Origin of the sequence: Ruminococcus sp. 1001136sp1 (assembly GCF_039841815.1) — a bacterium.
Lineage (GTDB): Bacteria > Bacillota > Clostridia > Lachnospirales > Lachnospiraceae > Blautia_A > Blautia_A faecis.
In genome coordinates this window covers 105544-125270 of the sequence record NZ_JBDPGY010000009.1, presented here as the reverse complement: position 1 = coordinate 125270, position 19727 = coordinate 105544, and the positions used below count along the sequence as shown (strand labels likewise).

General features: G+C 41.6%; 21 protein-coding genes. All 21 read right to left on the bottom strand.

Features of this window, described 5'->3' with window-relative positions; genetic code table 11:
* Window positions 1–113: 113 nt before the first annotated feature.
* Window positions 114–305, bottom strand: coding sequence for a bacteriocin (locus tag ABHC48_RS09900; protein ID WP_118579498.1), 192 nt, complete (start codon window positions 303–305; stop codon window positions 114–116).
* A 27-nt stretch (window positions 306–332) separates the two neighbouring features.
* Window positions 333–656 (bottom strand): bacteriocin, encoded by a 324-nt coding sequence (locus ABHC48_RS09895; RefSeq protein ID WP_173718330.1) that lies wholly within the window; start codon window positions 654–656, stop codon window positions 333–335.
* A gap of 437 nt (window positions 657–1093) precedes the next feature.
* On the bottom strand, window positions 1094–2947 hold the full coding sequence (locus ABHC48_RS09890; RefSeq protein ID WP_347505450.1) for a hypothetical protein: 1854 nt from the start codon (window positions 2945–2947) through the stop codon (window positions 1094–1096).
* A gap of 5 nt (window positions 2948–2952) precedes the next feature.
* A complete protein-coding gene (locus ABHC48_RS09885) occupies window positions 2953–3444 on the bottom strand; it encodes a sigma-70 family RNA polymerase sigma factor (RefSeq protein WP_173772047.1) in 492 nt (163 codons plus the stop codon).
* Window positions 3445–3621: 177 nt separating this feature from the next.
* Window positions 3622–3924: a type II toxin-antitoxin system RelE/ParE family toxin gene (locus ABHC48_RS09880; protein WP_118579489.1), complete on the bottom strand. Its 303-nt coding sequence runs from the start codon at window positions 3922–3924 to the stop codon at window positions 3622–3624.
* A complete protein-coding gene (locus ABHC48_RS09875) occupies window positions 3917–4180 on the bottom strand; it encodes a type II toxin-antitoxin system prevent-host-death family antitoxin (RefSeq protein WP_118579486.1) in 264 nt (87 codons plus the stop codon). The genes ABHC48_RS09880 and ABHC48_RS09875 overlap by 8 nt, the downstream gene beginning before the upstream one ends.
* Window positions 4181–4261: 81 nt before the next feature.
* Entirely contained in the window at window positions 4262–4492 is a 231-nt protein-coding gene (locus ABHC48_RS09870) for a hypothetical protein (RefSeq protein ID WP_195380009.1), read from the bottom strand.
* Between the two features lie 51 nt (window positions 4493–4543).
* A complete protein-coding gene (locus ABHC48_RS09865) occupies window positions 4544–5464 on the bottom strand; it encodes a hypothetical protein (RefSeq protein WP_195380008.1) in 921 nt (306 codons plus the stop codon).
* A 94-nt stretch (window positions 5465–5558) separates the two neighbouring features.
* Window positions 5559–7118, bottom strand: coding sequence for a HAMP domain-containing sensor histidine kinase (locus ABHC48_RS09860; RefSeq protein ID WP_195380007.1), 1560 nt, complete (start codon window positions 7116–7118; stop codon window positions 5559–5561).
* The gene (locus tag ABHC48_RS09855; protein ID WP_195380006.1) at window positions 7102–7785 is read right to left on the bottom strand and encodes a response regulator transcription factor; all 684 of its coding nucleotides are present in this window, start codon (window positions 7783–7785) and stop codon (window positions 7102–7104) included. Before ABHC48_RS09855 ends, ABHC48_RS09860 begins: the two co-directional genes overlap by 17 nt.
* Window positions 7786–7902: 117 nt before the next feature.
* Complete coding sequence (locus tag ABHC48_RS09850) at window positions 7903–8253, bottom strand: DUF6075 family protein (RefSeq protein ID WP_118579471.1); 351 nt, start codon at window positions 8251–8253, stop codon at window positions 7903–7905.
* 339 nt (window positions 8254–8592) lie between these two features.
* On the bottom strand, window positions 8593–9531 hold the full coding sequence (tsf, locus tag ABHC48_RS09845; protein ID WP_148461897.1) for a translation elongation factor Ts: 939 nt from the start codon (window positions 9529–9531) through the stop codon (window positions 8593–8595).
* A 108-nt stretch (window positions 9532–9639) separates the two neighbouring features.
* Complete coding sequence (gene rpsB, locus ABHC48_RS09840) at window positions 9640–10380, bottom strand: 30S ribosomal protein S2 (RefSeq protein ID WP_118579468.1); 741 nt, start codon at window positions 10378–10380, stop codon at window positions 9640–9642.
* Between the two features lie 384 nt (window positions 10381–10764).
* A complete protein-coding gene (locus ABHC48_RS09835; RefSeq protein ID WP_195380005.1) occupies window positions 10765–11583 on the bottom strand; it encodes a pseudouridine synthase in 819 nt (272 codons plus the stop codon).
* 22 nt (window positions 11584–11605) lie between these two features.
* The gene (locus ABHC48_RS09830; RefSeq protein WP_195380004.1) at window positions 11606–13780 is read right to left on the bottom strand and encodes a DUF6449 domain-containing protein; all 2175 of its coding nucleotides are present in this window, start codon (window positions 13778–13780) and stop codon (window positions 11606–11608) included.
* Window positions 13758–14657: an ABC transporter ATP-binding protein gene (locus tag ABHC48_RS09825; RefSeq protein WP_173715908.1), complete on the bottom strand. Its 900-nt coding sequence runs from the start codon at window positions 14655–14657 to the stop codon at window positions 13758–13760. Before ABHC48_RS09825 ends, ABHC48_RS09830 begins: the two co-directional genes overlap by 23 nt.
* Window positions 14654–15025 carry a GntR family transcriptional regulator gene (locus ABHC48_RS09820; protein ID WP_118579456.1) on the bottom strand — a complete coding sequence of 124 codons (372 nt, stop codon included), beginning with the start codon at window positions 15023–15025 and terminating at the stop codon, window positions 14654–14656. Before ABHC48_RS09820 ends, ABHC48_RS09825 begins: the two co-directional genes overlap by 4 nt.
* A 203-nt stretch (window positions 15026–15228) precedes the next feature.
* Window positions 15229–16044, bottom strand: coding sequence for a CPBP family intramembrane glutamic endopeptidase (locus ABHC48_RS09815; RefSeq protein ID WP_118579453.1), 816 nt, complete (start codon window positions 16042–16044; stop codon window positions 15229–15231).
* Window positions 16045–16064: 20 nt separating this feature from the next.
* Window positions 16065–16712 carry an HAD-IA family hydrolase gene (locus ABHC48_RS09810; RefSeq protein WP_148461902.1) on the bottom strand — a complete coding sequence of 216 codons (648 nt, stop codon included), beginning with the start codon at window positions 16710–16712 and terminating at the stop codon, window positions 16065–16067.
* A 166-nt stretch (window positions 16713–16878) separates the two neighbouring features.
* Entirely contained in the window at window positions 16879–18153 is a 1275-nt protein-coding gene (locus ABHC48_RS09805; protein WP_195699983.1) for a hypothetical protein, read from the bottom strand.
* Entirely contained in the window at window positions 18150–19460 is a 1311-nt protein-coding gene (locus tag ABHC48_RS09800) for a serine/threonine-protein kinase (protein WP_195699982.1), read from the bottom strand. Before ABHC48_RS09800 ends, ABHC48_RS09805 begins: the two co-directional genes overlap by 4 nt.
* Window positions 19461–19727: the final 267 nt, after the last annotated feature.

Genomic DNA, 19727 nt, shown 5'->3' with positions numbered 1-19727 from the left:
AGAGCAATATTAAAGTATCTTTTTTATAAAAAATCCCGCAATCCGTTATCATCAATACGGACTGCGGGATTTTCCACTAAAAGGCTACGAGCCAGGGACTTTGGGAATGCGCTTTAAATTTTCCAGTACCCCGTACCACAAACAGCGCATTCAACCAGAGAACCGTCTTCTCTACTGAAAATTGTTTTCGCTTCTGTACTCCCACATTGTGGACAGCAGTTTCGCGCATTCTCCTCGCATCCTCCACCGGACACATTGTCCAACTCATCATCTGAAAGCTCTCTTTTTGTTATTTCGTCTTCCATCAAAAATATCCCTCCATCCAAAATCAATTAATTCTGTGTTTTGGTGGAAGTAGGATCCCAGTAGGTTGCACCGCAGCAGGCGCAGGTTACATAGGTGCAGCCATAAAGTGGCTCTCTGGAAGAAGCCTCCGTACTTCCGCATTTCGGGCAGCTGTATCCTACGTCGCAGGAATCACCGCCTGTTACATTGTCCAGCTCATCATCTGAAAGTTCCTGGGTTACCGGGTGTAATCTGGCATACATTTCTTCTGCCTGTGCAGCATCAAGCTCCATGCCGTTTTCCTTCGCCAGTTTCTGAAGTTCTTCCACAGATCCGGTTCCCTTTGCAGCTTTTAAAACTTCCTTTGTCATTTTGTTCTCTGCCATAGTCAAGATTTACAGCCACCTTTTCCCCGGCAGGTCCACTCCATATGTATCTGCGGTCTGCATCATGCCTGAAAAAATGTGCTCTAAATTTCCATTAAATATCAGTACCCGGATTATAAGCAATTTCCGTATAATTCTCATATTCCTGCAATGCACTGACAGTTTTCTCATAATATCCCTGTCCGAAAAACACACATTTGGAGGGATCTGCCCCCAGTTTGTCCCCGGTCAGCACAATAAAACTTAAGTTAATGGATTATTTACCCATCTGCTTTGCAAAGTATTTGTGAACAGCCTTTATTTATATGGATTTGCGAGGTTCTGCCCATAAAGCTTACGCAAATTTGACGCAACTTACTGAATAAACTGGGGGGTTCTGAACTTATTCTAATTCAGAATGGAGCCGGCTCTTTTTTTCATACCTACCAGCCAAACGCATCACGAATCAGTGCCCCCGTTTCCCCGTCTATGTAAAACAGTTCCTGTTCGTCCGGGGAATCTTTCCACTGGTAAGGGCAGCGAAAGCTCCAGACAGGTCTGTATGTGATTCCGTCTGCGGTTTCATCAATATAGTATTCCAAACATATTTTTGTAACTGGAATCGTGGTGGATTCTGTTTCCTCCGCAGTGTCCTGTTCCGTGAAGAGACCAATTTTGCCTTCTTTTACATATTGTTCCACTGACTTCATAATTTCTTCCATTGGAAGCATAGTAACTGTTTCTTCCACTTTCAACTGAAGCGGAATCGGTATGTTGAAATAACAGTCTTCAGGCGCAGGGCCAAAGCCTGCAGTTCCCAGATAACCATGCTGAGAAAGCCCGCCCACCGGGATCCCATTCAACAGAATCTCTGTATCGTAATAATCATATCCCTCCGTCATGTTGCTGATTGATTTTCTTACAGAAGTTCCCGTTAAATTAGCTTTGGAAAGCAGCTGATTTATAATATTTAATTCCCCTTCCGTATTGTTTTCTAAAGCTCCCAGGTCTTTTTCACTTAATCCGTCACACTGTATTCTTCCGTCTGAAATGAATAACTGCAATCCTTTCTCTTTATTTTCCCAGCCCGTTTCATCTGTCTCAGATTTTTCCCAGCCATCTTCCCCGCCAAACCAGGAGCAGATTTCTTCCTCTGATACGCTGCGTTTTTCCAGAATTCCTTTCGAAACATCGGTGGTACTTCCGGTAATATCAGCCTCTATCGTAAGAGTTCCAGATTTTCCCGGCAAAGAAGCTGTTACATGGCTTTCCTTTACCTGTAATACTGCTGTTTCCGGATCATATTTCTCATTCGCTCCCGTAGCATCTGAAGGATTTTCTGAGTCTGTTGTTTCCTGTGTACTCTCTTCCGTAGAATCCGAAATGGGTTCTACACCAGTATCTTCCGCCTGCATCTTTCCTTCTTTTCTGTATTTTTCTATAATATCCCGTACTTCATCATTTAACGGAAGGGTTACTGTAAGGGTCTGCGGCGTATATCCTCTGTAAGCATCCTCCGCAGGCAGTGCATAAGCCAGCATTCCTTCTGAATCTGTAAAAGAACCAGTTTTAAAAATCTTTCTGAAAGCTTCATCATCTTTCCAGGTGTAATAGATCCTGCCGTTATAATCCGGATATGCCTGAATGGTCATGGAAACCTCTACCTGGGAATCTTCATTTAATATTTTCTCTGTCAAAGCATCATCATACAGGGTAATATGTCCATAATAGAGATCTTCCCCGTCTATCTTATTCAAAGTTGCAAGTGCATCTTCTCCATTCACTGTCGCATGGTCACGGCAGCTGAGCGTATAATTCTCCACCGCCCCGGAAGGATCTCCAAGAAAGCTGAAACCGCTGCCATCAAAATACGCTTCTGTAACAGACAGCATAGACTGGTTCCAATCCCTCTCCTTTGGCGTTATATGATAAGAAGTCACATCTTCCACATTTTCTGCAGTTGAATCAGGTTCTGTGACAACCATTTGAACAGCTTCCTGTTCTGTAACCCCCTGCTGCTCCAGTTCTTTGTGAAGCCATCCAAGTTTTGTTGCAAGTACGCCGGTGCTGACGCCTAATACAGCAGCCACAGGAAGAAGAATCCGGATTATTTTTTTCTTATTCCCTGAATTTTTTGATCTTCCTTTATCTGATTTTACAATTAGATTCTTCGTGCTGCTCATTCTCTCATCTGGAGAATCCAAAATTCCCTTCAGAACATCTTCCATAGCTTTATCAATATTGTCCGGTATCACAGTTTCTTCTTTTAAAATTTTTCTGATTTCTTTTTCATCCATAGTCTTCACCTCCTGATCACCTTTTTTAATTTTGCTCTTGCCCGGGAAAGTTTGGTTGATACGGTGTTGTTGTTCATTTCAAGAAGATTACCAATTTCCTTTACGGAAAATTCATCAAAATAATAGAGTTCCACGATTTTCCGGCTTTCTTCATCCAGACATAAAAGCAATTGTTTCCATTCGCAGAGATCCAGATCTTCACACTGTACACCTTCTGAGAAATTATCCAGTTCCGCGTCATGGTTCTTTTGACGGAGAATGTCTTTGCATTCATTTATCAGAATCCGCATCAGCCAGGTTTTAAAATATTTCACTTCCCTTAATCCCTGTATCTTTTCATAACAGGACAGGATCGTATTTTGCAGTGCATCTGCAATGTCCTGTTCGTTCCGAAGATAAACCCAGGCAGCTTTATACATGCTCTGCTTATTTATCCGGATCAGCTGAACGAACGCTTCTTTATCTCCATTTTTAGCAGCTGTTACCAAAGCCTCCATTTTATTCCCCCTTTTTGTTTTTATAACTATTAGACTTAAAATATGGGAATTTGCTTTCAAAAATTTTTTATTTTTACAAAACAAGACACAGGCAATCGAAACTTGACTGTCTGTGTCCTTTTTATATCTGACTATCATTCTTAAATGTTATTTTGTACAGCAGTTCAACCCTTTCGTTTACATCTGCCTTCCCTGATATTGCACTGTCAATACAAATACTTTTTTCTTGTTTTCATCAACTTTAAAAATAGCAATATAATTGTCAATGATCAGCTGTTTATATTCTTTTCCGGCATAGCGGCCTACCAGACGGTCCTGGTGCGATTTTGGAAACAGTTCCAGCTTTTTTATTGCCTGCCAAATCCGATCCGTCTGTTCTTTTGCAGTTTCAGGTGACAATCTTTCAAGTGCAATATAAGCATAAATATCATGAATATCCCGGTACGCTCTTGGATACAGCATTACCTCATATTTATCCATAATATTTCTTGTTGAGCTGTTCCATTGCACTTTCTAATGAAATCGGCTCTGCTCCTTCTGTGACTTCCTGTTCTGCTTCATAAATTGCCTGATCGATCTTGTTTGTCTGGGCAAAACGTTCATACAGCTCTGAACTCATTACAACTAAGTCACTATATCCATTTTTCGTAATAAATATTGGTTCCTGCTTTTTATGTGCCAGTTCCGATATTTCACTGGTTTTTCTTAAATCTCTAATCGGCATAATTGTTGGCATAATGAACACCTCTCTTTCTTGTGCTATAATTGTATCATAATTATGAGTCGGTGTAAATTCTTATTCTAGAATTTTTGAAAATTATGTATGAACTTCCAGAAATTTTCCGCCTAAAACTCGCACCACAGCCGCAGCTGTGGTGCATTCTTGTCTATTATTTTTTATAACCTTACGACAACTAAAATCTATTCTTAGATCTCGAAATTTTAATTTTTCCGTTTTAGTATTCTGAATCTGAAAAGACTTTACACCTATGCCTAAACATGACACAATCCAGTCAATCATGTTCTCTTCATAATCCTCAAATGTCAAAATCAACATTTTCCCAATATGCTTCACCTCGCAAACGTTTATATCTAATTTCTAATTCAAATGCGCTATACGTGCCATAACTTCTTCCATTGTAATCTGTCTCACAGTTTTAATCCTGCCATCATCTTCCCGTTTCACTATCAGATATATCTTATTATCTTTTGCCTCCTTGCTTCCATTCTGGTAAAAACTTCCATCCTCGTCCATTAGTAAATGAACTTCTTTTCCATGCCACATCCAGCTACCTGTCGCAGAATCGAGGTCTATGCCATTCTGCTTATATTCCTGAATCTTTATTTCTGAATTAAGATTATCTCCTACTACACAGGTACCCTCTGCTGTTTCCACTGCATTTTCAACTGTATCCTTCTGTTCCGCATAATTTGACACCACATCTTCTGTCACTACTGCTGTTTCCGTCGCTGACCCATCATTGGCTTCCGTTACTGTTTCCTCATCGTAAGCAAACATATGAATACTACTTCCCGTTTCTGTATCCACAGCTTCTTGTACATAAGATGATTCTTTTCCAGCCGCTGCTTCCATTTCCTTTGTCCGCTGGTCATATTCTTCCTGTGTAGCAATCCGAACGCCCGTTAATCTGTAATCGTCTTCCCTTACCGTATAGACATCAATTTCACCTTCCGGCATCTGGATCGACTTATAAGTATCCTCAAGCTGTCGGTCAATCAGCCATCTTACGGTTTTCCCCTGATAATACAGTGTATCACTGTCTGCATCATAAGTAACACCGTAGCATTCAAGATAAGCAAGTTCATTACGCATTTCTTCCTTATGCCAGTCGGATAATTTTTCCTTTTCTTCCTCTGTCAGATTGGAAGATGAAGAATCTTCGGAGATAAATACCTTTCCTCCCATATCATATCCGTAAGTCATTGCCTGCACACTGTAGCCGCATACTGCCACAGATAAGGTAGTTCCCATTAATAAAGCTGCAATTTTTCTTTTCATTGTACATCCAACTCCTTTACATTTTTTATTATGTCCATACCATACCATTGAATTTTGTAATGTAATTGGAGTTTATATGTGATTCGTGTGTGATTTATAGAGAAAAGGAAAAACAAACCCCATCACATGTATTACCCATACGATAGCTTGCTCCATGCTGGTCCAAGATCATTTTTACAATATAAAGACCCAATCCGCTTCCACCGGTCTGGCGGTTACGGGACTGTTCCATACGATAAAATGCTTCAAACAAATGGACTAATGCTTCTTCCGGAATAAACACCCCGGTATTTTCAATCTGGCAATATACCGTCTCGGTATCTGTTCCCGGTTTCAGCAAAACTCTGATATGATTTCCTTTTTCTTCCGGCGTATAACGGATGGCATTAAGCAGAAGGTTAGAAAAAACTTTGTCCATCATCACCGGATTCACATCTGCATACAAATGTTCTGGGATCTCCACTTGCAGTTCCAGTTTTTTATTTTCTATCAGTTCAGCCATATCAGCAATCTGCAAGCGGAGCTGTTCTGCTATATCGGTCTTTTGTGTAATAAATTTGTTATTCTCGATCCGTGAAACAGTCAGAAGTTCCTTTACCATGTCTTCCATTTTTTCTGTGGTTTCCAGTGACCGCTGCAAATAGTAATTTCTGTCCCTGTATTCCCCTACTCCCTGCAGCATTCCGGACAAGTGCCCTTTCAATATTGTAATCGGTGTTTTCAGTTCATGGGACACTGCTGAAAAAAATGCAATTCTCTTTTTCTCTATCTTGCGTTCCATTTCGATATCTGACTTAAGCTTTTCATTTGCACTCTTCAGTTCTTCCAATGCTCGTGAGAGGTTTTTGGAAAGCTCATTCAAGCTTTCCCCTAATACTCCTACTTCATCTGTTCTTTTCCCCTGATAGGAACTGTCAAAATCAAGCGCAGCCATATTTTGAGCCAGTTGACTTAACCTAACGATCGGAAATGTCAAATAAAGGGATGCCCCCAGTGCAAACAATATGGAAACTACAATAGCGATTCCAAGGATATACGGCAGTATCTGATATAATATTTCAAGAGCCTGATTGACTGGCTGCATTCCCCCAGAAACAATCATTGTATATGTTTCTCCACCCACTGTAACGCTGTACCGTTTCACTGCTGAATTATCTCCGACTTCTGCAATTCCATCAGCCTGTTGGACGACATCCTCTGTTACGACGTCCGCCTGGCCGATTACTCCCTCTTCATAGGCCGCATTTTCTTCCTGTACGATAGTGGTTTGCTCTGCGCTATTTTCGTGTGTCAATATCATATCACCCATATAACCCTGCTCTACCACACCATTATCCAATACATCTTCTGTCACGGCTGTACTCTCAGCCGGCCATATCCTATTTCCCTGTTCATCCAAAATCACGACTGAAACTTTCGAACCTGCTTCAAACAATTCAATGGCATAAGAAGCTTCATTAATCGTTTCATAAGAATGAATGGTTTCAATCATTTCCTGTGAAACCGAATCAATATCCTTCTGTAGCTGTTTACTATAATAGGTTGGAAGGAATCCTACAATTACCGCATATGTAATTCCACTGGATACTGCCAGTAAGACAGCAATCAGTGTGCAAATTTTTATGGTCAGACTGTTTTTAATTCTCTTTATCAATCCGGTATCCCACCCCTCTTATTGTACTAATCAGATTTACTCCCAGCTTTTTGCGGATATTCTTAATATGTGTATCCACAATTCGCTCTTCCCCATAATAATCTTCTCCCCATACCATATTTAGAAGTTTCTGGCGTGTCAAAACGATTCCTTTGTTAATCAGCAGAACATATAGCATTTCAAATTCTTTCTGTGTTAATTCAACCTCTATCTGTTCTCCCTTTTCTGCTTTACTAATATAAACATGATGCCCCTTCACATCCACGCTTAACGTTTTATAAGAAATCACCTGCAATTCATCTTCTCTTTGTGTCCTTCTCAAGATTGCTGCAATTTTTCTCAATAAAATGGGTATAGAAAACGGCTTGGTGACATAATCATCTGCATTCATATCAAAGCCTTTGATCTGATACGCTTCTTCATCTAATGCCGTAAGCATGATAATTGGTACATTCGATTCTCTACGGATTAATTCACATACTCCAAAACCGTCTATCTTTGGCATCATAACATCCAACAGCACAAGATCAAACTCGCCATTGTGAAATTTTGCAATCCCATCCACACCATCATACGCCAGTGTAACTGCATATCCTTGATCTATCAAATAGTTTTCTAATATTTTCTGAATGTCATCCTCATCTTCAACAACCAATATTCGATACATAAAATCACTCCCCACAATTTCTTTTTAATATTTCCTGTAATTATACATTAGATATATGGAGTTACGATGGAGTTAATAAAAAATATAGAATTATTTTCACACATAAAATCTATATCATTATAATAAAACCATTTTCTTTTCATGGCAATGCGTTTTAATCATTCCGATGTTACAACATAATTGGCTAAGTAATCGGAACACTACTCCAAGATTGATAGTGGTAGTGGTCTTTCCTCCACCTTCCTGCAGACATTCTGGCTTCACACTGCCATTTTTAAAATCATAAATTTTGTTAACGTGTTTTCGTGTATCTCTGTCAATTCCAAGACAATATACCAATGCTTCATGATATACGTCTTTCCATCTGCATTTAGGCAGATATTCCAAATAGAATTCCTTATGTTCTTTGCTCATAAAAGTTATTGTGCGAGCATCCTCGCCAGCTGCGCCTATCGCTGTACTTGCCATATTGATTTCCTCCTTATGCAATTAGTTTTTAAGTTTATAATTTGATTTTTGAAAATTATGGCGATCTGATGAAACCGCTGATAATTTGAGTAACTTCGCTGAAGATTGCAAGCCTTTGCTTTTACTCAGTTTTTCCTTACTCAATACTCAATTTTTGGAGATTCTTGGTGATTTCCAGCGATGCTTGGCGGTATTTAGGACTTTTTTAGAAAAATATAGAAAAAAGCCCCGAAAACCTTATAATCACTGTGAAACGTAGTGTTTATAAGGCTTTCAGGGCCTTTAAATACTTAAATTCAGACTTATTAAAATAATAGAAAGAAAACTTAAGTTAATGGATTATTTACCCATCTGCTTTGCAACTTCCTCAGCAAAGTTCTCTTCTTTCTTCTCGATTCCGTCTCCGGTCTCGTAACGAACGAAGCCTTTGATTGTGATCTTAGCGCCGTTTTCTTTAGCAACCTGTGCTACGTAGTTTCCAACGGACTGTTTTCCGTCTTCTGCTTTTACGTAAATCTGGTCAAGAAGGCAGATCTCTTTAAGCTCTTTCTTGATACGTCCTGTGATCATTCCCTGAATAACCTTCTCCGGTTTCTGGGATTCCTTAGGATCGTTCTGGATCTGAGCCATAAGGATTTCTTTCTCATGCTCGATATACTCAGCACTTACTTCGCTGTCGCTTGTGTAAAGAGGTTTCAGAGCTGCAACCTGCATTGCAACGTTCTTAGCCATCTCTTTAACAGCGTCGTTTACAACATCTGTCTCAACGTCAACAAGAACGCCGATCTTTCCGCCCATATGTGTGTAGGAAGCAACGAAACCGTTCTCCTCTTTCATCTGAGCGAATCTACGGATGTTCATGTTCTCACCGATAACTGCGATCTGAGCTGCAAGAGCTTCTTTAACAGTCTTAGTGGTATCAAGTGCCCATGCCTCTGCAAGGAAAGCATCGATATCAGCTGCTGTAGTTGTCAGAGCCTGAGCTGCAACATCTGCAACATACTGCTGGAATTTCTCGTTCTTAGCAACGAAGTCTGTCTCGGAGTTAACCTCAACAACAACTGCGTTCTTAGCATCGTCAGCAACAAGTGTCTTGCAAAGACCCTCTGCTGCAACACGGTTTGCTTTCTTCTGAGCGGTAGCAAGACCTTTCTCGCGAAGGAACTCTACTGCTTTATCCATATCGCCTTCTGTAGCTGTAAGAGCTTTCTTACAGTCCATCATACCAGCGCCGGTCATCTCTCTTAACTCTTTTACCTGTGCTGCTGTAATAGCCATTTTCATTTCCTCCTGATTGATAGTGTGTTGTAAGGACCTGTCCGTCAGCTGTGGATATGCCTATGCAGGCATAGCTCATTCACAGCTGACGTCCAGAATTTTCACAAATTATTCCTCTGTAGCGAACTCTTCAGACTCAGCCTGGATTTCTCCCTCAGCGTCTGTCTGTCCCTGGTTTGCTTCGATAACTGCGTCAGCCATCTTGGAAACGATCAGTTTTACAGCACGGATAGCGTCATCGTTACCCGGGATTACGTAATCCAGTTCTTCTGGGTCACAGTTAGTATCGCAGATTCCGATAAGCGGAATTCCCAGTGTATGAGCTTCCTGAATGCAGATTTTTTCCTTCTTAGGATCTACTACGAAGATAGCATCTGGAAGTCTCTTCATTTCTTTGATACCGCCAAGGTTCTTCTGAAGTTTATCTAATTCTTTTCTTAAAGCGATAACTTCTTTCTTAGGCAGAACATCGAATGTTCCATCAGACTCCATGGTCTCGATCTCTTTCAGTTTCGCAATACGGCTCTGGATAGTCTTGAAGTTGGTAAGCATACCGCCTAACCATCTCTCATTTACATAGAACTGTCCGCAACGCTCAGCCTCTGTCTTGATAGCGTCCTGAGCCTGTTTCTTAGTACCAACGAAAAGGATATTTCCGCCGTTAGCTACGATATCAGCGATTGCATTATAAGCATCGTCAACCATTCCTACAGACTGCTGTAAGTCGATGATGTAGATACCATTTCTCTCTGTGTAGATGTATGGAGCCATTTTAGGGTTCCATCTTCTTGTCTGATGTCCGAAATGAACACCTGCCTCTAAAAGCTGTTTCATTGAAATAACGCTCATGTCTTTTTCTCCTTTTGGTTAAATTCTTCCGCATGGATCCTTTTCCTCTCGGACCCAGCCTCACACCGCAGGGCACCATCCTGGGAATCTCCATGCGTGTTTGATGGTTTACAACTTTTGCATTATAACATGACAAAACCCTCCGTGTAAAGAGGGTTTTTGCAAATTTTTCCGCTAATTTTTCCGCTATTTTACAGTGAAAGTCCCAGACGACAGCCATGAATGAGCCGGGCTTGCATGAGCGAATTCATGGATATCGGGCGGACTATACCGTATGAGTAAGTAGGACGATAGCCCGAATTACGAATACGGTCGGCAGCTGCAAAGCAGCTGACTTTCATATTCAACAATATCTGCGTAAACAGACATATCCTTTTAGGAGTTTTAGCATTTCAGAGCCGACAGTTCATCAGGCGTCAGTTCCCTGGCCTGGCCTTTCAGCAGGTCATCTGGCAAAGTCAGCGACCCCATAGAAATCCGTTTCAGATAAATTACTTTCTTTCCAACAGCTTCCATCATTCGCTTCACCTGATGAAAACGACCCTCGTGGATTGTCAGAAGAATTTCAGAACACCAGATGCTGCCCTCCGGATCTGCCTTATGTCCTGCAGCATTTGAATTGGCTATCACTGCTCCTGATTCACCTTCGATATTTTTACGGTCAACATTCTCTTCCCATGTTCTGAGAATCTCCAACTTCCCCGGCAAGGTCGGCTCCTCATCTCCAATATCCACACCTAACCGTATCTTCTCTATATCCTCCGGCACCACTTTTCCTTCTGTCACCGCGAAATACGTCTTATCCACATGTTTCTTCGGAGAAAGCAGCTGGTGGGCCAGCTGGCCGTCATCTGTAATAAGAAGCAGGCCTTCCGTATCCTTATCCAGACGTCCTACAGGAAAAAGATTCCGCCTGCCATCCTTTGGCACCAGTTCCAGAACTGTCTTTTCCCTGGTATCTTCTGTGGCACTTACATATCCGGCAGGCTTGTGCAAAAGATAGTACACAAACTCTGCCCTTGCTCCAATATGCTCTCCGCCAAATTCTACCACGTCCGTCTCCGGATCTATTTTCAGTTCCGGTTTTTTCGCTTTCTCACCATTTACCTGAACCATTCCTTTCTGGATCAGCTTCTTCACTTCCGTTCTCGTACCTGCTCCTGAATCCGCCAGAAATCTGTCCAGTCTCACTGCTTTTCCCATTCTTTATAGTAGCTCTCCTTCTTTATTCCTTTTCAAAAACCTCAAAGGATAATGCCCGCTGTGAATCCTCTTTCATAAATTCCGGAACATCCTTCGCCATTATGGACCACGCTGCCTCTGATTCCACTCCGTCAATCACAACCTTCAGGCTGGCCCATTTATCAGCTTCCCTTTTTTCCCAGAATGGCACCATCTGGTAACATCTCAGAACCTTTTTCAGTTCTTCCAGCTGTTCCGGTTGATCGTAAACTACAGGAGAAGAATATTCATTGTGCTCCTCATTCATATAATATTCCACTTCCACAGCGCTCAGCTTCACATCCTCCATAGAGACAGGATACCCTGTTTCCTTCAAAATTCCAACTGTCCTTTTGAACTGCGGGAATACATAAAAGCATGCGGAAAAATAATAGTCTCCGGTTCTGCCAGGCACCATGGCATCAACTGATTCTGCAGATGGTACTCCGGAATACTCAATGTTCAGGCTTGCACATGGCTCTCCGGTCAGCACTTCCGGATCCGCCTCCTCTACATCCTGACGAAATGCATCCACCAACAGCTGTCTCTTTGCCTTATTGTCCTGGAAAAGGGAAATAGATTCTCCTGTAATAAAATCACAGCGCACCTCATCCACATATTTATCATCCAGCTTTAAAATGGAATAGCGCTCAGACTTTAAGGTTCCCTCCGCATATCCCTCTTTATACAAGTTCTTCTGATTCTCTGTGCTGACCATATAAGAGCGATAAACAGTTTTTCCGGATTTCAGGTCATAACGCATCTGAAGTCTTGATGTATCGTTAGAAGAATCCCATATATCGCCGTTCCACAGCGCTCTGTTGTCACTATCTTCTGAAAGGGATCGGCATATAACCTTGTTTTCCTTCACAATCTGCTCCACACATGCATAAATATCAGGACTAATGCCCAGATTATTGCCCAGAAGATCTCCATTCCTATAATATCCGGAATCCTGTGTGGAAATCTTGCCATCTTCATTTATTTCAACGCTATAAGTATTCTCCCATCCACCGCCATCCGTAAATTCAGCTGCAATATTTTCGATTTTATCATAAGAAGGGATATAGTTGTCGTATCCAGTCAGGTCAAATAAGAACATACAGGCCACAAATGCTACACAGGCCCCGCTTACCACAAACTGTATTTTATTGGAGAAAAATTTCCGGAAATCCCTGTAATAAATAATTCCCATTATCCCACCTGAAAAAAGGGTTCCAAAAATCAATCCGAAAATCCACCATACAATTCTGGAATTGTCACTTGGAAGCATATAGAAAATAAGTCCGATTCCAAGTCCTCCGGGAACCACAATCATAAATCTTATGATTGTGCCAACCCATGGAAAAACAAAGGCCATACCGGTTCTTTCGGATTTTCTGTTTACAAATGCATAATATCCAAGAACGCCAAAAGCGATTGTCACCAGAAGCACAATTCCCAGAATGCCACCATAATTTCCTTCTGCATATTTTCCCACAAAGGTGTAGGCAAGGATGACTGGTGACGCCATTTCTCTCAAGCCTTTTATAAAGCCATAGACACCTACACTGCTGGTATAATAAAAGACTTTTTCGTAAAACTGCAGAGTAACAGAAAGCACCGGTCCATAAGCAGCCACTGCAATAAGCAGAAGAGCTCCCATAAGCAGATGGCCGGTAATGCAGATTACAAACACAACCGAAAAATACAAAAGCAGATATAAAAGCAAATGAAATACCATCATCAAAAATGCCAGTTTCATAAGATGAAGGCTGAAAAATCCCCTCATTGCCCCGATGCAGACGGAGAAAAATTCCATTGCCAGATATGGAAGCAAATAATACAAAAGGGACTGCAAAGTCTTATGCCAGAACATTCTGCTTCGTTTCACCGGAAGACTGTGATAGAAATCAATTTTCCGCGGTGAATAAAGATACCAGAACTGGCTGATTCCGTTAAACAATGCTGCAGTTGCCGCAACTGCAAGTCCGGTGAGCATAAATCCATCCTGCCACAGATTTGCATAAAGTGCATTGATCTCACTGGTGGTGTATCCCATTCCAAACCAGTTTCCCAGCATGATCAGCTCTGCCACCGGAAATGCCAGAAGAAATCCGATGGTCACAAAAGCCGGAATCCACATCATGCCTTTTGATGACACCTTCATATATCTGCTAGAATAAATTTTTGATTTCATAGCCTGCCACCTCCGTTTCACTGATAAAAATTTCCTCCAGGGTCAGAGGAAGCACCTCCATAAAGAGAGGATTTTTGGCCTGGATCTTCTCTATGATCTCACTTCTGGTTCCCCGGGCTGTTATCATAAGAAGAGACCCCTGATGCTGCACCTTCAAAACCTGAAGTTCCTTTTCCAGTTCTTTTTCCTGCTGTCTTCCGCTAAGCACACACTGTATCTTGTGAATGTGAAATTTCATGTCTTCCAGATCTTTGGAAAGAAGAATCCCCCCTTTATGCAAAAGCCCGACATGGTCGCAGATATCCTCCAGTTCGCGCAGATTGTGAGACGCGATCACAGGAGTAAATTCCCGGTTCATAATCTCCGACGCAAACAGGCTCTTTACTGCCTGACGCATTACCGGATCAAGTCCATCAAAGGTCTCATCGCAAAACAGATATTTCGTTGCCGCGCACACACCGATGATTACCAGAACCTGTTTTTTCATACCTTTGGAAAAAGTTGCAATTCTGCGATTTTCTTCCAGATGGAATTGTTCCATCAGTTCATGAAAAAACCTGGTTCGAAACTGAGGATAGAAGTTCCGGTAAAAGCGCACCAGATCCATTGCTGTATAATTTGCCGGAAAATAACTGTCATCTGAGATATAGAAAAACAGTTTCTTTGCTTCTTCATTTTCATACACTGGCATACCGTCAATCTGGATTTCCCCTTCATCTGGCCTTATAATTCCAGCCATCATCCGAAGCAGGGTGCTTTTCCCGGCGCCGTTACTGCCCACAAGACCAAACACTTCCCGCACTCCAACATCCAGAGTTGCTTTATTGACCGCTTTGACAGTGCCAAACGCCTTACTGCATTCTTTGACTTCTATCATGGCTTCTCCTCCTTGTAACACTCCCCGATAATATAGATCAGCTCTTCCTCATTCATTCCCATAGCCTTTCCCTTCTGAATCATGGCTTTTAGTTCTTTTGTATAGGAAGCTTTGCTAAGCTTACGCACTTCTTCACTGTCTGCGATAAAATTTCCTGTTCCTTTAACCGGGTAGATCAGTCCCTCCTGTTCCAGCTGCATGTAGGCTCGCTGGATGGTGTTGGGGTTGATCGATAATTCCATGGCCAGCTGCCGCACAGAGGGCATTCTGGAGCCTGGCTCCAGTACTCCCTTCAGGATCAGGTTCCGGAATTTCTCCTCCACCTGCTCGTACAGTGGCCTTCTGTCCTGATAATCTAAAACGATCATAGACAGGCCTCCTCCTTTCTAAGTGTATTAATACGTTTAATACACTTAAGATAGCATATGTGTACTTTAAATTCAAGACGGGAAATTCTTAAATGTTTATAAAGTGGAATGCGCCAACAAAAAACCTTCTCACAATCTCCCCTGTTTTTCCAGGATTTTGTAAGAAGGTCTTCTATTTTTCTTAATATATTTCTGATTATGCTTTATATCAGCCTCGTACATCCTCGTTTCTGATAATTCTTATAGCATCTCCAGATACCATAAGTTCCTGCAAAAACAAGAAACAGATTCAGTGCAATTACGGATGTGGCTCCTGTATGATCCAGCATGTACAGCATCACATCACTGACCAGCAGGCTCCAGATATTTGCCCCCATATGAAGAAATACACTGGCAAACAGATTTCCTCTCCATTCCAGGATCAATGCGAAAAGCAATCCCATAATAGTTGCATACACTCCCTGGAGCAGATTCATATGGTAAATTCCAAATGTCAGTCCTGAAAACAGTGCAGCTGTGATCACGCGCATATTATCTCTCATACGAAGAAATACCAGCCAGCGGAAAATAACCTCTTCTGCAAAAGGTGCTGCAATCCCCATCCAGAAAATCAGACTCCAGATACTTTTCCCCTCGGAAATCAAGGACTGAGTTTCCTGATAAGCTTCCGGATTCAAATATTGCTGAAAAAGCCCTACCAGAATGTTTCCATATTGACCAAGAAATGCGCCAATTATAAGAAACCCCAGAATTTCAGGAACAGGAAGGTGACGATCAGCTGCAGGATATAATATCCCGGTTTCTTTTCTTCTTGAAAAATCGCCCCGATACAACAATATGCAGGGAACTGCAGCCAAAATCCCTGTCAGACCAGTCAGCATAAGCACATGCTGGTAATATGCACTCATATCTGCGCCAGTCCGCTGCACCAGAAAATACAGTCCCAGATAGGAGACAAGCTGGGAAAGCACAAAATGGATTCCCACCGGATACAGACACTTCCATGCCAAAACCGGCATTTTCTGTTTTCTTCTGGGGCTCAGGCGAAAAAATCCAGTATTTCCTCTGCCGAATTCACAATTTTAAAAGGATGGGCATTTTTCAGTTCTTCTTCGGTTCCGTACCCATAGGAAACTGCAATGCATTCCAATCCGGCGCGTCTTGCCCCAAATACATCATGCTCTTTATCCCCCACCATGATCACCTGGTCACGGTGTTCCGAAAATCCCAGCCGCTTCAGAGTTTCCTCGATCACCTCTGTCTTATTGGTTCGTCTACCCTCAGGCTCACTTCCAACCATCTCGTCAAAATAAGAATCAATATGGAAATATTCCGCAACGATCTTCACGAAATTCTCTGGTTTGGAAGACGCAATGGCAAGCTTGTATCCTCTTTGTTTCAGTCCGGATAACATTTCCGGAATGCCAGGATACAGTTCATTCTCATAAATCCCCACTGGTGCGTATCGTTCTCTGTAAATCTCAACTGCCTTTCTTGCTGTTTCTTCGTCAATTCCCGCATATTCCTGAAACTGCTCCAAAAGGGGCGGTCCCACAAAAATGCGCAGCTTCTGAAGATCTGGTTCTGGTTTTCCTACCTTCTCCAGAGCATATTGTACGGATTTGGTGATTCCCTCCCCGGAATCGGTGAGAGTTCCGTCCAGATCAAATAAAATAGCTTTGTACATCTGTGTTTTGCCTCCTGTACCGTCATGTAATTTTTGTCGTTGATTTTTCAAGTCTTTCGCTATATGGGTGTTAATTATAACATCATTTCTTTATAACGTCCAGATGGCAAAATCTTAGTTAATGGTTACCATTCACTCCATGACCAGTAACAATTGATGCACACTTTCAAAACTCCCATATAGGCATATGCACAATTCTTCTCCCATCTATTACAGCAATCACCTTCACAGTATTTTCCTTCGCTGTAATCGGCTGGTCAAATATAAGGGTATCCCCCTCCTGGTGCCAGAAAATCTCATCACCATTTAAGTTCAAAGACAGAATTGTAACATCCTGCTCACCGGTAGTTCTTATAACTTGTATTTCAGGATATTCATTTACAGGGACTGTTTCTTCGTGTACAAAACGTATTGTGCCGTTTTTATTATCATTTATGTTATTGTTTTTATTTATGTTTTCATTTTTTTCTCTATTTTCATCATTTCTGTTATAGAATCCAAGTCCATGAGATGTCTTTGCCATTCCTACTGCTGTAAAAACCGTGCCGACCCCCGTGAGCTTCAAGTACTCACTGGTATTTTCTTTTTTGGAACTTTCCGTAATTTTTGCTTTGACCCTATTCTCTTTTTTCCGATCAGTATTCTTTGTTTCTCTGGCAGTAATCCTGCTTTCACTTATATTTTCATCTGCTGCGGTATCTTCTGACTTTTCTTCTTTGCTTTTTGAGCTATCCTTCTTTACACGAGAAGTGTTTTTTGTAGTATTGCTTTTAGACTCAATTCCATTGGCACTGTTGTCTGCATTTATATTCGTTTTCTTATTCTCTGCGTTTTTGTTTGCCGGTGAGGCTGCCGTGACACTGTTTTCTTTCTTTATTTCTTTCCTATTTTCTTTTGGTCTTCTCTCAGAACCCGCAGCTTGAGGTTTTTCCCAGCCCTCCTTATCACCTGTGTTGTCACCGTTCTCTGTTTTCGACAAGCCAGCTCCTGCGTTGCTATTATTGCTATTATTGTTGTTACTGTTATTATTCCCGCTGTTGTTATCGTTACTGCTGCCGCTATTATGACTGTTATTATTACCGTCATTTTCTATGTCATTACTGCTAATACCGCCATTCGCGCTGTCATTATTGCTGTTGTTATTACTCTCATTACCATTGCTGCTCCCATTTTCTTTCTGCTCTGGCTCCGTAGTTTCCTGATTTCCTTCAGCCTCCTCCCAATTATCAAATATACCTTCATCAGCACCAATATCGATATCAAATCCTCCAAATTCCCCACCATAAGTGTAAAGTATACCAACTTTGGTAATAAGTAAAATCACTGTCACCATCAGATAAATTCCAGGTTTCCGAAAGTTATTCCAGATGCTGTGCGAATATATACCTTTTCGATTTGAATTTTTCGCAATTTTTCTCCTTATGCTTCTCCATCTTTTCATTTTCCCTCACCTGTTTCACTTTCCATCTGTTTTTCCCAGATTTCAACGCTCTTACAATCCGTCCCATCTGCCTTACTGCTTCTGTATAAAACATAAAGTCTCCTGCTGGAATTCTTCTGACCTCTTCGCAAAAGGAACAGTCCATATTTCCCATACCCTTCTGCAAATTCCGGCGCATACAAAAGCAGCTGCTCATAATACACGGCGGCCCGTTCCCACTCTTTCTGAAGTTCCGCATTTACCGCCAATAATAAAAGCATTTTTCTCTGCTCTTCATCTTTCGTATATTCTTTTTGCAGTTTTTGCAAAGCACTTTCTGCATGCTCGCATTTTTTAAGAAGAAATTTATCTACTTCTTTGTCTGTACTTTTTTTATCCGCTTCTGCTGCAAATTTCTTTGACAACGAAGAGGACTCATTTTCCTCTATCTCGTAATATCCTTTCGTTACTTCTGCCAATGCACTTTCGAAAGCTGCCTGCTGCTCTGATCCTGCAAGAAATACACCTGCAGCCAGCAAAATCCCCGTAGTTCCAATCACCACCGCTGCATTTTTTCTGGCAAGCCCTTTTCTTTTTCCTATACCAGAAAGCATTTTTCTTGCCTGTGCCGCATTTTCAAATCGTCTTTTCCCCTGAGGCCGGGTACATTTATAGAGAAACAAAGCAAACCCAGGAACTTTCCACAAAACAGATAACCAGTTTTTTCCTGCCAGCGCCTGTAATGTTTTTCCCAAAGCATAAAGATCACTGGAGCTGTTTACTTTTCCCTCATATTGTTCTGGAGCTGCAAAGCCTTCTGTTCCCATACAGATCCGCTGATTTTCTCCAAATCCAAACACCGCGCTCCCAAAATCCACCAGATACAATTTGCCCGAATCTGAAAGCATAAGATTATCCGGTTTCAAGTCCCCATAATATACCGGCGGCTTTTGCCCATGAAGATATTCCAGAACTGCAAGCACAGTGTCTCCGTGGGAAAGAAGCTCATCCGCTGCAAAAACATGTCCCTCCTTTAACATCTGTCCAAGGGACTTTCCACGAATATATTCCATGATCAGATAACAATGATCCCCATTTTCCACATAATCTACCATCCGTGGAATGGATGGATGTTCCAGAAGCCGCAGCAGTCTGGCTTCACGCTTTTTCTCAAGGGGAAGTTCTTTTACTGCCCAGTAATTTCCAAGCTCCATATCCCTGGCAAGGTACAAATGCCCCTCCCCACCTGCGCCTACCTGCTCCAGGATACAGTAACGCATTTTCAAGATCATACCTGTAAGATTGATGATAATCACCTCGATTTTCACATAAAACGCAACCCTTTACCAACAACAAAAACGAGACAAAAAAGGCTTCAACTCCTTGTCCGCGTAAATTAAGTGAATGCTGCCGATGACTTCCGGCAAATGATAAATATAAACAGAATAAAAATTAGTGATTATGAAATGCCCGCTATTCTGAAGCATGATAAAAAACTCCAGATCAGACATGTAAGAATGTAATCAGAATTATAACATTTAAAGTCCACTGTGAAAAGCACTTTATAAAAATTTTATAAGTGCTTTTCACAATCT